This is a genomic window from Nannocystis pusilla, assembly GCF_026626665.1.
Lineage (GTDB): Bacteria > Myxococcota_A > Polyangia > Nannocystales > Nannocystaceae > Nannocystis > Nannocystis pusilla.
In genome coordinates this window covers 5,389,492-5,402,418 of record NZ_JAPNKE010000002.1, presented here as the reverse complement: position 1 = coordinate 5,402,418, position 12,927 = coordinate 5,389,492, and the positions used below count along the sequence as shown (strand labels likewise).

General features: G+C 69.8%; 21 protein-coding genes. 18 read left to right on the top strand and 3 right to left on the bottom strand.

Annotated elements, in window-relative coordinates; genetic code table 11:
• Positions 1 to 5 precede the first annotated feature (5 nt).
• Both OV079_RS23975 and OV079_RS23970 read left to right on the top strand, forming a co-directional pair.
• A complete protein-coding gene (locus tag OV079_RS23975) occupies positions 6 to 1,295 on the top strand; it encodes an eCIS core domain-containing protein (RefSeq protein ID WP_267771165.1) in 1,290 nt (429 codons plus the stop codon).
• Entirely contained in the window at positions 1,256 to 1,720 is a 465-nt protein-coding gene (locus OV079_RS23970) for a hypothetical protein (RefSeq protein WP_267771164.1), read from the top strand. Before OV079_RS23975 ends, OV079_RS23970 begins: the two co-directional genes overlap by 40 nt.
• Before the next feature lie 139 nt (positions 1,721 to 1,859).
• Here OV079_RS23970 and OV079_RS56180 read toward each other — a convergent pair whose 3' ends face one another.
• The 3 genes from OV079_RS56180 to OV079_RS23955 form a co-directional block, all read right to left on the bottom strand.
• The gene (locus OV079_RS56180) at positions 1,860 to 2,342 is read right to left on the bottom strand and encodes an IS66 family transposase (protein WP_267771163.1); all 483 of its coding nucleotides are present in this window, start codon (positions 2,340 to 2,342) and stop codon (positions 1,860 to 1,862) included.
• A 531-nt stretch (positions 2,343 to 2,873) separates the two neighbouring features.
• Positions 2,874 to 3,167, bottom strand: coding sequence for a hypothetical protein (locus tag OV079_RS23960; RefSeq protein WP_267771162.1), 294 nt, complete (start codon positions 3,165 to 3,167; stop codon positions 2,874 to 2,876).
• 167 nt (positions 3,168 to 3,334) lie between these two features.
• Positions 3,335 to 4,330, bottom strand: coding sequence for a DUF4215 domain-containing protein (locus tag OV079_RS23955; RefSeq protein ID WP_267771161.1), 996 nt, complete (start codon positions 4,328 to 4,330; stop codon positions 3,335 to 3,337).
• A 161-nt stretch (positions 4,331 to 4,491) separates the two neighbouring features.
• Here OV079_RS23955 and OV079_RS23950 point away from each other — a divergent pair, with 161 nt between their 5' ends.
• The 16 genes from OV079_RS23950 to OV079_RS23875 all read left to right on the top strand — a co-directional run bounded on the left by OV079_RS23950 (position 4,492) and on the right by OV079_RS23875 (position 12,891).
• Positions 4,492 to 5,529, top strand: a complete 1,038-nt coding sequence (locus OV079_RS23950; protein WP_267765554.1) for a tyrosine-type recombinase/integrase — start codon at positions 4,492 to 4,494, stop codon at positions 5,527 to 5,529.
• Complete coding sequence (locus OV079_RS23945) at positions 5,510 to 5,830, top strand: hypothetical protein (RefSeq protein ID WP_267765553.1); 321 nt, start codon at positions 5,510 to 5,512, stop codon at positions 5,828 to 5,830. The genes OV079_RS23950 and OV079_RS23945 overlap by 20 nt, the downstream gene beginning before the upstream one ends.
• Entirely contained in the window at positions 5,823 to 7,160 is a 1,338-nt protein-coding gene (locus OV079_RS23940) for a PD-(D/E)XK nuclease-like domain-containing protein (protein ID WP_267771159.1), read from the top strand. The genes OV079_RS23945 and OV079_RS23940 overlap by 8 nt, the downstream gene beginning before the upstream one ends.
• Positions 7,157 to 7,876, top strand: a complete 720-nt coding sequence (locus tag OV079_RS23935; protein WP_267771158.1) for a recombinase family protein — start codon at positions 7,157 to 7,159, stop codon at positions 7,874 to 7,876. The genes OV079_RS23940 and OV079_RS23935 overlap by 4 nt, the downstream gene beginning before the upstream one ends.
• The gene (locus OV079_RS23930) at positions 7,873 to 8,085 is read left to right on the top strand and encodes a hypothetical protein (RefSeq protein ID WP_267765549.1); all 213 of its coding nucleotides are present in this window, start codon (positions 7,873 to 7,875) and stop codon (positions 8,083 to 8,085) included. Before OV079_RS23935 ends, OV079_RS23930 begins: the two co-directional genes overlap by 4 nt.
• A 109-nt stretch (positions 8,086 to 8,194) precedes the next feature.
• Entirely contained in the window at positions 8,195 to 8,863 is a 669-nt protein-coding gene (locus OV079_RS23925; protein ID WP_267771157.1) for a hypothetical protein, read from the top strand.
• Positions 8,860 to 9,264, top strand: a complete 405-nt coding sequence (locus OV079_RS23920; RefSeq protein WP_267765547.1) for a RusA family crossover junction endodeoxyribonuclease — start codon at positions 8,860 to 8,862, stop codon at positions 9,262 to 9,264. Before OV079_RS23925 ends, OV079_RS23920 begins: the two co-directional genes overlap by 4 nt.
• Complete coding sequence (locus tag OV079_RS23915) at positions 9,257 to 9,388, top strand: hypothetical protein (RefSeq protein WP_267765546.1); 132 nt, start codon at positions 9,257 to 9,259, stop codon at positions 9,386 to 9,388. Before OV079_RS23920 ends, OV079_RS23915 begins: the two co-directional genes overlap by 8 nt.
• Positions 9,389 to 9,427: 39 nt before the next feature.
• On the top strand, positions 9,428 to 9,670 hold the full coding sequence (locus OV079_RS23910) for a hypothetical protein (protein WP_267771156.1): 243 nt from the start codon (positions 9,428 to 9,430) through the stop codon (positions 9,668 to 9,670).
• Positions 9,670 to 10,038 (top strand): hypothetical protein, encoded by a 369-nt coding sequence (locus OV079_RS23905; RefSeq protein WP_267765544.1) that lies wholly within the window; start codon positions 9,670 to 9,672, stop codon positions 10,036 to 10,038. The genes OV079_RS23910 and OV079_RS23905 overlap by 1 nt, the downstream gene beginning before the upstream one ends.
• Positions 10,028 to 10,579, top strand: a complete 552-nt coding sequence (locus tag OV079_RS23900) for an ASCH domain-containing protein (protein ID WP_267771155.1) — start codon at positions 10,028 to 10,030, stop codon at positions 10,577 to 10,579. The genes OV079_RS23905 and OV079_RS23900 overlap by 11 nt, the downstream gene beginning before the upstream one ends.
• Entirely contained in the window at positions 10,576 to 11,115 is a 540-nt protein-coding gene (locus OV079_RS23895; RefSeq protein WP_267771154.1) for a DUF1643 domain-containing protein, read from the top strand. Before OV079_RS23900 ends, OV079_RS23895 begins: the two co-directional genes overlap by 4 nt.
• Complete coding sequence (locus tag OV079_RS23890; protein ID WP_267771153.1) at positions 11,105 to 11,701, top strand: DNA N-6-adenine-methyltransferase; 597 nt, start codon at positions 11,105 to 11,107, stop codon at positions 11,699 to 11,701. The genes OV079_RS23895 and OV079_RS23890 overlap by 11 nt, the downstream gene beginning before the upstream one ends.
• The gene (locus OV079_RS23885; RefSeq protein ID WP_267771152.1) at positions 11,689 to 12,210 is read left to right on the top strand and encodes a hypothetical protein; all 522 of its coding nucleotides are present in this window, start codon (positions 11,689 to 11,691) and stop codon (positions 12,208 to 12,210) included. The genes OV079_RS23890 and OV079_RS23885 overlap by 13 nt, the downstream gene beginning before the upstream one ends.
• Positions 12,210 to 12,341, top strand: coding sequence for a hypothetical protein (locus OV079_RS23880; RefSeq protein ID WP_267765541.1), 132 nt, complete (start codon positions 12,210 to 12,212; stop codon positions 12,339 to 12,341). The genes OV079_RS23885 and OV079_RS23880 overlap by 1 nt, the downstream gene beginning before the upstream one ends.
• A gap of 46 nt (positions 12,342 to 12,387) precedes the next feature.
• Positions 12,388 to 12,891 (top strand): hypothetical protein, encoded by a 504-nt coding sequence (locus tag OV079_RS23875; RefSeq protein ID WP_267765540.1) that lies wholly within the window; start codon positions 12,388 to 12,390, stop codon positions 12,889 to 12,891.
• Positions 12,892 to 12,927 lie beyond the last annotated feature (36 nt).

The window sequence follows — 12,927 nt, the reverse complement described above, 5'->3', positions numbered from 1 at the left end:
TGGAGATGTCGGGGGTTCATCGCAGCGAGCACGCCCAGCGGGAGGCGCCCACGCGCACGACGACGCAACAGCACGAACCGAACGCGCGGCCGCCGGCGGCGCTGCGCCTGCCGGAGCTCCTCGGCAATCAGGCCTTCATGCGCCGCCGCGGCGTCTGCGTCCAGCGCGACGGCCACGGCGTGCCGGCGCCGGCGACTGTCCATCGCCTCGCCCGCGCCGGGACGGCCGGCCCGGGCCACGCGCTGCCCCACCTCGACGTCCTCCAGCGCTCGTTCGGCGCCCATGACCTGTCCGGCGTCGCCACGCACACCGGCGCCGCGACGCGCAGCGCCGCCCGCGGCATGCAGGCCCGGGCCTTCACCATGGGCGAGCACGTCGGCCTCGACGCCGGCGCCGACCTCCGCACGGTCGCCCACGAGGCCGCGCACGTGGTCCAGCAGCGCGGCGGCACCGGGCCGGCGGACGGCGTCGGCCGCCCGGGCGATCGGTTCGAGCGTCACGCCGATCACGTCGCCGACCTGGTCGTCCGCGGGCGGTCCGCCGAGGCCGCGCTCGGCGCCCCGACGCGACCCGGCGCCGGGGCCGTCGCCTTGCAGCGTGAGGTCGACGAGCAAGCGCTCATCGACGCCGACCAACCCCTCCGGGCCCCCGACACCCTCACCCAGGACAGGGAGTGCGCCGTCACCGGCAAGCTCGCCGCCAACGCGGGACACAACCAGTACGTGTCCGTGCAAGAGCGGCTGACGCTGCGCAGGGGCGCCCGACTCCGGATCCAGTCCGAGAACGCCGACCAGGCCACGATCCGGACCGCCCGCTGGAACAACCGCGCGGGCGGCTACGATCAGTACGAGGGCACCATCCCGACCGACAACATCCGCCGCGGCTCGACCGAGCAGACCCCGATCGACGACCCCGCGTCGATCATCCCCGCCAGCGTCGACGACGTCCACCAGGAGGACGTGTACCAGGCCGGACTGTCCGACTGCTACTTCCAGGCCGCCCTGCTCAGCCTCGCCCACGAGAGCCCCGGGGCGATCCTCGACATGCTGCGCGTCCGCGACAACGGCGACATCGAGGTGCGCCTCTACGAGCGCCACTGGCGGACCTACGAGCCCACCGCGACGTGGATCGCGGTCAAGCGCTCGCTGTTCACCGCCGACAACGGCGACCTCGTCTACCACGGTCGGCGAGACCACCTGCTGTGGCCGGCGTTCGTCAGCAAGGCCTGGGCCGTCCACAAGGGGGTTGGTCGAAGGTGGAGATGGGCCTCGCCAGCACGGCGATGTTCGCCCTGACCGGAAGAAACAGCACCGCGAGCTCGGTCGACAGGCTCGAGACGCGGCTCGGCTGGGTGCGGACGCCGGAGGAGGCGTTCAGGACCTACGAGCGGATCCGCGGGGGCCTCGACGCGCACAAGCCGGTCGCCCTCGGCACCGGCAGCTTCGCCAAGCGCGGGTTCAAGGCGCTCCTCAACGCGCGCAAGCCCACGGCCACCTGGGCCACCCGCTCGCTCCCCGCCGGCAACGTCCGCAACCTCCACGCCTACGCGGTCCTCGACATCACCCCGCGCACCCTCACGGCCGACGACTTCGCGCGCTCCATGCCGACCGTCCGCGTGACCCTCCGTGACCCCCGCAACCCGAACGGACTCACCTTCACGCGGACGCTGAAGGACATCCTGACCTCGGGCAAGTGGAACTCGCTCAGCTACGAGCTCTGACCGCTGCGCCGCCCGCTCGCGGCGGGCGAGCCCAGGTACGGCGGATGCCGCGGCGACCCGCCGCATCCGCACCAGTCGTCGGGCCGTCCGACTGTATGCGTCCGATTGACGGCGTCTCGCTTTACGTGGGGCGGGTCGGCTACACCGAAGGCGGATGCTCGCCGAGCACGATACGGCGGAAGACGTTGGCGGCGAGCCGCTGCTGAGCCTCTGGCTTCTGGAGCGTCTCGCGCCAGGAGACGGGGGCGAGCTCGAGGACACGGGAGCGCGGCCACGAGGGCAGGAGGCAGAGGAGGTCGCGGAGGTAGCCAAGCGGCTCGATGCCATGCATCTGGCAGCTTGCGAGCAGGGAGACGAAGACGGTGTTGGCGCGCGCGCCGTCGTCGCTGCCGACGAAGAGCCAGTTTTTGCGGCCCACGGCCTCGCGGCGGAGCGCGCGCTCGGAGATGTTGTTGTCGAGCGGCAGCCGTCCGTCGTCGAGGAAGCGGCGCAGGGCCGCCTGCTGGTTGCGAGCGTAGGTCAGCGCCGCGGCGAGCGGTGAGCCGTCGAGGGCGACCTCGGCCTGCGTATCGCACCACGCGAAGAAGGCGTCGACGATCGGCGCCGAGACCTTCCTGGGCACCGACTCGCGCTTCTAGCGAGCCTCGTCGGCGAGCTTCTCCTCGACCTTGAAGAGCTTGCGGATCAGCCCGAGCGGCAGGACCTCGATCTCGACCCGCGGCAGCGCCTCTGGCAGCTTGCGCCGCCCGCGACGGGGCCGCCGGGGCGCGCACGAGTCACCGCGTCCGGCGTCATCGGCGTCGTCGTCGGCGCCGTCGACCTCGTCCAGTGCGTCGGCCAGCGCGTCGTCCAGGCCGTCGTCCTCGGCGGCTGCGTTGGTCGATCTCGATCGCCCGCTGCGACGCGTCGGTGGCCCTCGGAGCGGCTCGAGGCGAACGTGGGCGAGCTCGAGCGGTTGCTCGCGTTCATGCGGGAAGAGGGTGTCGACCCGGCGCGAGTGCTGTTCGTGTTTCAGCTAAACAAGCGCGACCTACGTGGCGCTGCCACCGTCGACGACCTGCGACAGGCGCTCTCGACCCCGCGCTGCGCCCACGTGGAGTCGGTGGCGACCTGGCGGCATGGGGTCGCGCGCGCCCTCGCCACCTTGCTCGCGCTACGCGACCGCCAGCGGTTGAGCGACGTGGCGATGGTAGCGCCCGGACACGGTCGACAGCGTCGCCTCCCCGTCGCCGATGATCGCGTCCCAGTCGCGACCCGGCGGCGGCAGGATACGTGCCGCGGGCAGCGCGTCGATCCGCGCCGTCCACACCGCGGGCTCGGTCACGAGCGGCAGGAATCGCCGCGCGAGCTCAGCCATGTCGCCGCACGACGCCTCGCCGCGGGCGATCCTATCGAGCTCGGCGATCGCGGCGCGCTGCTCCACGGTCGTCTTGCCAGCGGCGAGCAAGCCAGTGAAGAACGCGATCACCTGGCGCTGCGCCGCGACGATCGGCGGCGGTACCAGTCGGCGTGGGCGACCCAGCCGAGGACGGGCGACGCGAGGTGCCCGAGCGGCGCGGTCCGATCACGCCCGGTGCTCGCCGTCGGCGACGAGCACCCGGTATGGCGCCTGTATCAGTTCACGCAGCCGCCGATGCCGTGCGCGCTGGGGACGCGCCACGAGCACGAATTCAGGCACGCGTCGTTCTCGAGCTTGTTGCCGTCGTCGCACTCCTCCTCGGGGTCGTCGACGACCCCGTTGCCGCACTTCGGGTTCTGCGAGCAGCACAGCGCGTGCGAGGACAGGTTGTTGCAGCCGTAGGGGCCCGCGCACGTGTCGGGGCGCGAGCTGCCGGTGTAGCAGTTGAGGGTCATGTCCGTGCCGAGGTTGGTTCCGTTGTAGACGGTGAAGTGGCCGGCGCTGCCGTTCATGCGGCAGTAGATCTCGGCGACGACGTGCGGGATGGGGCTGCCATTGCCGACCACGTGGTTCCAGCCGGCGTTGCGGGCGTTGAACTCCTTGAACGAGCACAGGTGCCAGTTGGCCGGGCACACCATTTCCAGGTTCTCCTCGCACACGGAGTCGTTGGGGTGGTCGCAGACCTTCATCGTGCCGCCGGGCGCGACGGTCAGCTCGACCGCCCCGTTCAGGCAGTTCGCCTGGTTCACCTCGCAGGTGTTCGAGCAGGCGTCGTCGTCGATCATGTTGCCGTCGTCGCAGGCCTCGACGCCGGCCTGGACGACGCCGTCCCCGCACTTCGCGGCCTTGCAGTCGGTGAGGCACGCGTCGGTGTCGACCGCGTTGCCGTCGTCGCAAGCCTCGCCCGCGGTCTTGTTGAGCTTGCCGTCGCCGCACATCGCGGGCGTGCAGTCGGCGTCGCAGGTCATCGACTCGCCCATGCCGTCGCAGGCCTCCTGGGCGGTCATGTTGACGACGCCGTCGCCGCACATCGCCGGCGTGCAGTCGCCGTCGCAGCTGGCCGACTCGCCCGCGTCGTCGCACGTCTCGACGCCGGCCCGGACGAAGCCGTCGCCGCAGCTGGCGGCGACGCAGGTCTTCAGGCAGGCGTCGGTGTCGACCTTGTTGCCGTCGTCGCAACAGACCTCAGAACGCGATACCGAGCGCGGCATCGCGCAAAAATCGGAGCGATTTCGCACAGAGCAAGAGCAACCGACCTGGGTCAGCGCGATTGCGAGCGCGTGGCGCGCATCGAGCGCCCGGACGCGCCGAACTCTGCAGTTTCTGGCCCCGAAGTTGTGAAGGCCAGAAGACTACTATTAATAGCGGTGGGATGTTCAGCTCGATCATCCGCCGGGCGACCGGCACTCCCACGATTACTTTCAGCCAGTTCATCGACCAGTACTATCAACGCTGCTGGAAGAACAAGCACACGGCGCGCCAGTTTCGATCTGTGATCGAGAACTACCTGAAGCCGCGCCACGATGAGAAGAAGCGCCCCAAGAGCGAGGGCTGGCAGCGTGAGCCTGGACCCGGACTCGGCGACATTCGCTGCAACAAGCTGACGCGCGAGCACGTCAAGGCCTGGCACGCGATTCACCAGGATGTCCCGAGGATGGTCAATCGGGCACTGCAGATGGCCAACCAGGCGTGGCGCGATGTTCTGCCTGACGCGTTCAATCCGTTCGACAACGTGCGCCGGCACCCCGAGCGCGATCGACAACGTCGACTCACCGAGGACGAGCGCGCTCGGTTCCTCGCCTCTCTTGAGGAGCTTCGGCGAGAGGGACGGATGACCGACGCTACTGCGGACGCCATTCTCGTCATGCGAGGAACGTTCGCCCGCAAGAGCGAGATTCTCGCTCTTCGCCGCGAGCAGGTGGACATCGAGGCCAAGATCGCTCTACTCGACATTCACAAGACCGACGACCTGGACGGAGCACGAACTATCCAGCTGGCCCTGGTCATGCCGGTGATCCGCCGTCGTCTCGCAGTGTGCGAGGCCCAGGGGACGCCGTACCTGTTTCCAAGCGACCGGAGCCACTCGGGCCACCTGACGTGCGTACTGCGGGCATTCCACCTGATCTGCGAGCACGCAGGGATTGTGCGAACCCGCGACCTCGTTGCACACACGTTGCGGGGCGATGGCGCGACGGTTCTCTTGGAGGAAGGGACCGACCTCCGCGTCATTCAGAAGATTCTCGGCCACCGAGACATCAAGACGACGGCGAAATACGCCCAGGCTACGCAGAAGTCGGCGCAGGCTGCCATGCAGCGGGCTCAAGCCCCGCTGGAAGTCTCCAAGGCGGTGAAGCGGGTTGCTCCGCAGCTCAGCGGAAAGGGTGGGAACCGTGGAACGCGACGACGGTGAAGGGGCCAAGGTCATCTCGCTGCTCGGCTGCAAGATTGAGCGCGCCCTGCAGGAGAGCGAGTGCAGGAGGCCAGAGATCAGCGACCCGGTGTTCAGAGCGTCTCTCGCCTCGGTCCTGACAATCGACGCCTGCTGCTCGCGGCAGGAGCTGCTCGACGCGGTCGTCTTCTACGTACAGCGCTCGGGCGAGCTGCGCCAGGCGCTCGAGGTCGCGGCCGGGATGCTCCGGGCCGGCGACGTCGACGGCGCCGAACGTCACCTGGTCGACGTGCGTGACAGCCTGGAGGTGGACCGTGGCTGACGCGCTCGTGTGGGAGTCCATCGGCGACGACTGGCTCGAGACGACGCACGCTGGCCGGAGGGCCCGCGTCATGCTCACGCCCCGTGGCGCCTTCTGGTGGATCGACCTTGGCGACCTGCATCCGGACCCGGGAGCCGGGTCGTCGCCGCTCACCGCTGAGCAGGCAAAGGTCGAGGTCGAGCGAGCGCTTGGCGTCGCCCCGGCGGTGGCCGCCCCGGCCGCCCCGGCCGCCCCGGCCGCCCCGGCCGCCCCGGCCGCCCCGGCCGCCCCGGCGGTCCTGGTGCCCTGGCGGGCGTTGGCGCGGGCGGCACTCGCCGCGCCGACGCCCGCGCCCGCCCCGGCCGCGCCGACGCCGACGCCCGCGCCGACGCCGACGCCCGCGCCGACGCCGACGCCCGCGCCGACGCCGACGCCCGCGCGGACAACTCGACCGGTCGCCGTCCAGGCGCCCACCCGGCGCGACTGGACCGCGGAGCAATACTTCTCAGACCCGAGCATCTCTCGCAGCAAGCTCGAGGTGTTCCGCGAGTCGCCGCGGCTCTACGAGGGCATCTACATCACCGGAGAGTTGCCCGAGCCGCCGTCCACCGCGGCGAAGCGGCTGGGCACCGGCCTGCACTTGGCCGTGCTCGAGCCTGCGGAGTTCGAGAGACTCGTCGTAGACAAGCCGAGGTTCACCGGCGACGGGGCGAGGAAGCGCCAGGCGGAGTTCGAGGCGTCGCTTCCTCAACGCGCCCTCGTGCTTGAGACGAAGGAGCGCGCCGCGATCAAGGGCATGCTCCGTGCACTCGAGCACAGCTCGACGAAGGCCGCAAAGGCGGCGCGTGCTCTGCTGTGGGGAGGGAATGGCAGCTCAGAGGTCGCTATCACGTGGCGAGACGCCGACACCGGCCTCGACCTGCGTGCGCGCCTCGACCGGCTGCTCGTGCGCCGCGGCAGCCTCGTCGTCGACCTCAAGAGCACTGACGACCCGAATCCGGAAGGCTTCGCCCGGTCGATGTACAGGTTCGGCTACCACCGCCAGGCGGCGTTTTACTGCGCCGCTGCGCAGGCGCTGCACGGCACTCTACCGCGGTTCGTGTTCGTCGCAGTCCGCAATGAACCGCCGCACGAGATCGCCGTGTACGAGCTGGAACCGGAGGCTCTTGCCATCGGCCAGCACGAGATCCGCGAGTCGCTGGACGAGCTGAGTCGGGCGATTCGGACGAACGATTGGCAAGCCCCCTGGGAGGGGCCGGCCTGGGAGAGCGGACAGCCGCCGAAGATCAACCTGCCCCAGTGGGCACTCAAGCAAGGCGAGCGAGCGCTCGCCATCAAGGAGGTCGCGTGACCGCATTAGCACGAGGTGGGATCCAGTTCACCAACTACGAGACCGGCTGGCGCCTGGCGAAAGCCATCGTCGCCGCCAACATGCAGCCCAAGTCCTTCGGCGGCGGGCAGCAAGCGACGTGCGCCTGCTTCGTGGCGATGCAGCTCGGGGCTGAGGTCGGCCTGTCGCCGATGCAGTCGATCCAGAACATCGCCGTGATCAACGGCAAGCCCGGCATCTACGGGCCGGCCGCGCTCGCCCTGGTCGAGGCGAGCGGGAAGCTGGTCGACTTCGACGAGCGCCTCGAGGGCGAGGGAGACAAGCGTCAGGCGGTCGTCACGCTGACCCGCGTCGGCCGCAAGGAGCGGCGGTTCACCTTCAGCGTCGACGACGCCAAGAAGGCCGGGTTGTGGGGCAAGCAGGGGCCCTGGGCGCAGTACCCCAATCGCATGCTCACCGCGCGGGCGCGGGGCTTCGCGTTACGTGACGTGTTCCCTGATGTGCTGCTCGGCGTCACCCACTCGATCGAGGAGCTGAGCGGTGGCTCGATCGAGTCCGTCGAGCAGCTGCCCGCCGCGTTCGTGCAGCAGCAGGCTGCGGCGGCCGCGGCGGTCAGCGGCGGGCTCGACGAGTTCATCGACACGGCGGCGACCGAGGTGCGCAAGGAGGAGCCGCCCACCAAGTCGGCGAGCGCCTCGGACGACTTCTTCAGCGACAGCGAGGAGAGCGGGTCGTGAAGATCGAGCTCGACAGCTACAACCTCCTCGTCGCGGAGCGCACGCTCGTCGAGCTCGCGCTGCATAGCGCCGGCAACATCGTCGGCGCCGCCAAGCTGCTTGGCACGACACGGCACGGCGTCAAGCGCCGCATCATCAAGCACAACATCCGCTGGGTGCGGTCATCCCTCCAGGACCGTTCCAGCGGGGCCGGAGACGCCGTGCGCTGAACGGCGCCACCCCGAACGGAGCCCGGTCGGCTCCGGCACGCGCCAGCAAGCGCGCCCGCGGCTGTCTGATGCCGCATGGCCTGGGGGACAGGTCGAAGGAGGAAGGTGCATGGCACGATCGAAAAAAGACTCAGGTCGCAAGCGGGAGCGTTACGGCTTCCAGATCGTCACGAGCGAGCTCGGGCCCAGCAACTGGCTCGTCCACGTCTTCAGCAAGCGGCCCGGCGACGGCGTCGAGCGGGACCTCTTCGCCTTCGAGGGCGAGGCGATCGACTGGGCCGAGGACTGGTGCCACGAGCACCGCTCGATCACCCACAAGGTCAAGTCGACCGAGGACGGCGCGGTCGCCATCATCCTCGACCACGGCGGGCACGAGATCCAGCGGCTATCGCCGCAGCCCGCCCCGCACGCGGCCGACCTGGTCGCGGGCCAGTACATAGAGGCGCTGCGTCGTCATGACCTCGTGCTGATCGCCGAGCGGCGGAAGAACCGCGCGAACTTCCGCATGGAGATGATGGAGCTCGACGAGCGCGAGGAGTTCCTGCAGGGCCAGATCCAGACCGCCAAGGACGCGATCAAGAAGATCGACGACAAGCGGACCGATCTGAAGCGCGGCCTGTCGAGCCCGCAGGTCGAGTTCAACTTCGTCGCGTCGACCGCTCACGACGACCTCGAGCAGCTCGACGTCGAGGACTACGCGAAGAAGCGCAGGAGCCCGCGCGGGGCGCTCGCCGCCGTCAAGGGTGGCGTCGAGCAGACGGAGGCTTCGACCACGTGAAGACCCTGCCGCCCAGCTTCCGGGCCGAAGTGCCCGGGTCGCCGCCCCGCAAGAACCGACGCCACGACATCAGCGCCGGCGGGGGCGTTCGCAACTCGGACGAGTTCAACGAGTTCGTGAAGCGCCTCCACGCAGCGTGGGCGGCTGCTGGGCATCCTGTCATCCGCTCGGGCCGGTGGCGCCTGTTGCTCGAGTGCGGATGGCCCCGGAAGACCAAGCTCGACGACGGAACCGTCGTCGCGCTCGGCGACGTCGACGCGCCTGTGTCCGTGGTGCTCGACGCCTTACAGCGGTGCGGTGTGCTCGACGACGACGCGCGGGTCCTCGAGCAGGCCAGCACCAAGTTCCACGACCCCGAGAACCCGCGCGTGATCATCACGATGGAGGTGTGTGATGCGTAGCTTCTCCGCCGGCGTGCTCGCCGGCCTCGTCTTCTTGTTCTCGGCCTTCGCGTGGACGGCGTGCATGTCGCCCACACAGATCGCCCGCCCGACAACCTGCCTGCTCGGACAGGAGGTGTGCTGATGGCCGTCGTCGCGTTTCACGCGCTGCTCGTCGAGGTCCATGACGACGGCCGCATGCTGGTCATCACCGAGGACGCCCGCCTCGTCCGACACGCCGCGGGCACCCTCAAGGTCGTCGATAACCGCGCGCTCGCCGATCGGTACGCCGCGCGAGGCCGCGACGCACCTGCGTCGCGCCGCGGACCTGGTCGCCACCCAGCTGGCGGAGACGCCGGTGCTCGAGTGGGGCCCGCACCGCGAGCCGACCCCCAGCTCGGCCACCCCTGCCCCGGAGGCGAACTGATGCCCCGCATGTGGATCACGGGTCCCGGTCGCCGGTGGCTCGCTCCGTACATCGAGAGCAGCGTGCCCGGCCTGGTGCTGGTGTGTGTCCGCCCGGGCCTCTGGCGCGTGACGCACAAGCTGAGCGGGTTCGGCGTCGGCCCCCTGTTCGGCATTCGCAAGGCCCGCGAGTTCGCCGTGGCCGTCGATGGTGACGTCGACTGGACGCAGCCGGCCAGCGAGATCTCGAGCGCGCACGCCGAGTCCGGCCTGAGCGACGGGGCGCTGCTCCGCGAGGCGATGACCGTGGCGGTCGTGGGCTGGTGGTCTCGCCTCAGCCCGAGGCGGCGCGGTTGGAGCCGCCGCTTGAGGAGGACGCATGGCGAGTGATCAGCGCTATCCGCTCACCACGCCGCCGAAGATGCGAGCGCTGTCGATCCGGCAGCCGTGGCTCTGGGCGATCCTCGAAGGCGACAAGCGGGTCGAGAACCGCGACTGGGCCGGCTGTGAGTATCGCGGCCCCGTTCTCCTGCACGCGTCGAAGTCCTGCGGCAAGAGAGAGTTCGAAGACGCGGTCGAGGCGGTCGAGGAGATGCGCATCGACCTCGGCCTCGCGCCGATCGAAGTGCCGCAGCTCGGGCAGTTGGAGCGTGGGTGCATCTGCGGGATCGCGCGGGTCACCGGCGCCACGCGACACCCCGAGTCCTGGCCCAACGCCCGCTGGGTGGTGCAGTCCGGGTATCGCATCGCCGGCGCCCTCGGCCTCGAGCTCGAGGACGTTCGCAAGCTGCCGCCGATCCCGTTCAAAGGCGCTCTCGGCTTCTTCCCTGTTGGTCACGACCAACTGGCCACGGTGGCCGGGTTCGAGACGGCCGACCTCTACCGCGACGCGTGGCGCGAGCTCGAGGCGGCGAGCCGGAGGGCTGCATGACGATCCAGCGCCTCGGCTCGAGCGGCCGCCCGCTGGCGACGTGGTCGCCAGACAAGGCCTACCGCTACACGCTTCGCCGCGTCTGGCACACGCCCCTCGTCGCCGAGGGCGACCCGCGCGAGCTCGCCTGGCTGATGCTCAATCCGAGCACGGCGGACGAGTTCGCGAGCGACGCGACGATCCGCCGGTGCATCGGCTTCTCGCAACGCGAGGGCTTCGACGAGCTCGTCGTCGTCAACGTGTACGCCCTGAGGTCGACAGATCCTCGCGGCCTTTGGCGCGCCGCCGACCCGGTCGGTCCGCACAACGACTCAGCGATCGCTGAGGTCCTGGCGCGCGTCCAGCTGGTGGTGTGCGCGTGGGGAGCCAACGCCCGCCCCGATCGCCTGTGCCGCATCGGCGAGCTGCTCCGGCCCGTCGCGGCGCGCGTCCGCTGCCTGGGCACGACGCAGGGCGGCGCGCCGCTTCACCCGCTGCGGCTGCCGAAGGACACGCCGCTGCAGGCCTTCGACCCGGAGGTGCTCTGTGGTCGCTGAAACGCAGGCGCTCTTTCCCCGCGAGCTCTGGACGCCCTTCAGGTCGAGCTCGCGGCACGACAACTGGTGCACCCCGCAGTGGGTGATCGACCTGATCCTCGAGCTCTGGCCCGAGGGGATCGACACCGACCCGTGCACGAACGACTGCAGCATCGTGCCCTCGGCGGTGCGCTACGACTGCTCCGCGCCCGAGCTCGACGGCCTCACGCAGCCCTGGCACGGCCGTGTGTACTGCAACCCGCCCTACAGCGACCCGGCGCCATGGTACGAGCGTGCTGCGCTGCACGCCCTGAAGGGCTGCGAGGTGTTGCTGCTCGTCAACGTGACGACGACGACACGCGCGTGGAACCGCTTCCGACCACGTCAGCCGGCGGAGTCCTTCGAGCATGAGCTCGACCTCTGCCGCCGCGGAGTGATCGAGCTGCCGCGCTCGAGCGCGGTCGGCTTCTTCAACAAGCGGATCGGCTTCCTCGACGCGGGGGCGCCGATCAAGAGCAACGAGTACGAGCAGATGGTCCTTTACTGGGGATCGGCTGCGGCCCGCTTCCGAGAACTGTTCAGCAGGGGGGCAGCATGGTGTCCGTAGCCCGCGCCCGCGCCCCACGCGTCGCCCCGGCGATGGCGCTCGTCGAGCGCCAGGAGTTCGCCGCTCCGCCGGCGCGAAACTTTGCCGCGAAGCGAGAGGTCATCGAGACCAACTGCGCTCGCATCGTCACGCGTGAGTTCTTCGCCGAGCAGGGCAAGCACCGCTATCAGCTCTGGGAGCCGGTCATCGGCGACACCACCTACGCGCAGACGCGCGAGTACAAGGGCAAGACCTGGGGCCTGGCCCGTACGCGTCGCTTCTGGGGCCCGCGGCCCGACGATGTCCTTCGCCTGCGCGACGTGCTGGTCGAGCACGAGCTGAAGGAGGCCCGCCGCGCCATCGACGTCATGCGGCGGGTGGTCCCAGAGCTGTCGCTCAAGGTCGAGAGGAAGAAGGACAGTTGGAGCCCGGCCGGTTTCGAGTCCGGCATCTACGAGGACCGCGGCGACATCTACGTCAGCTGCCCGGAATGGTGCGCGCAGGCTGCTGCGGCGCAGAGGGGAAGCTGATGTTCGAGTTCTTCATGGAGCTTTGCATCACCGTCGGCGGGGCGTTCTTCGCCGAGGAGCTGTTGTTCGAGGTGTGGAAGTGGGCCACGCGCCCGAGGAGGAGGGGATATGTCCAAAGAGACAGAGGCTGAGGAGAGAGTCTATGCAGTACTGCAAGCGCTAGACGAGCTCGATTCGTTGAGCATCGTCAGCCTGCGCTATCGACATCGCGGCCATGAGATCGATCTGTCCTTGCCCGACGCCGGCGTCTGGGAGGCGCAGTGCGAGGTCGAGCTCGGCGGGAGCTGCGAGACGGCGCACGGAGAGGGCGACGGGCCTGGCGAGGCGATCGAGGATTGCGTGCGTGCGGCCGAGCGGTTGCTCGCGGCGGAGTCGCGGAGCGACTCGTTTCGGGTCCTCGAGCCGGTCGAGTTCGACGACGACGACGAGCCCGATTACATGGCCGACGACGGGTACGGCGACGACGGGTACGGCGACGACGAGGTCGAGGACGACGAGGACGAGGACGACGAGCAGGACGAGGTCAAGCAGGTCCGATCGCTCGAGGCCAGGCTGACGGCCTACGCCGACAAGCTCGAGCAGCAGAAGCGGGAAGTGCCCAGCCTGATCGAGAGCCTGCGCGGGACCGCGGAGCGCCTCCGGGTCGTGGCGCTGCCGCTGCAGGAGGCCTCTGGTGGCTGACGCTCTCCGGTGCATCCTCACGACGTTGTCGGTCGG

Bases quoted from the DNA above. Each gene is read 5' to 3' on its own strand.
- OV079_RS23975 (WP_267771165.1), top strand. From the start codon at position 6: ATGTCGGGGGTTCATCGCAGCGAGCACGCCCAGCGGGAGGCGCCCACG.
- OV079_RS23955 (WP_267771161.1), bottom strand. From the start codon at position 4,330: ATGCCGCGCTCGGTATCGCGTTCTGAGGTCTGTTGCGACGACGGCAAC.
- OV079_RS23950 (WP_267765554.1), top strand. From the start codon at position 4,492: ATGTTCAGCTCGATCATCCGCCGGGCGACCGGCACTCCCACGATTACT.
- OV079_RS23925 (WP_267771157.1), top strand. From the start codon at position 8,195: ATGGCACGATCGAAAAAAGACTCAGGTCGCAAGCGGGAGCGTTACGGC.
- OV079_RS23915 (WP_267765546.1), top strand. From the start codon at position 9,257: ATGCGTAGCTTCTCCGCCGGCGTGCTCGCCGGCCTCGTCTTCTTGTTC.
- OV079_RS23910 (WP_267771156.1), top strand. From the start codon at position 9,428: ATGACGACGGCCGCATGCTGGTCATCACCGAGGACGCCCGCCTCGTCC.
- OV079_RS23905 (WP_267765544.1), top strand. From the start codon at position 9,670: ATGCCCCGCATGTGGATCACGGGTCCCGGTCGCCGGTGGCTCGCTCCG.
- OV079_RS23900 (WP_267771155.1), top strand. From the start codon at position 10,028: ATGGCGAGTGATCAGCGCTATCCGCTCACCACGCCGCCGAAGATGCGA.
- OV079_RS23895 (WP_267771154.1), top strand. From the start codon at position 10,576: ATGACGATCCAGCGCCTCGGCTCGAGCGGCCGCCCGCTGGCGACGTGG.
- OV079_RS23885 (WP_267771152.1), top strand. From the start codon at position 11,689: ATGGTGTCCGTAGCCCGCGCCCGCGCCCCACGCGTCGCCCCGGCGATG.
- OV079_RS23880 (WP_267765541.1), top strand. From the start codon at position 12,210: ATGTTCGAGTTCTTCATGGAGCTTTGCATCACCGTCGGCGGGGCGTTC.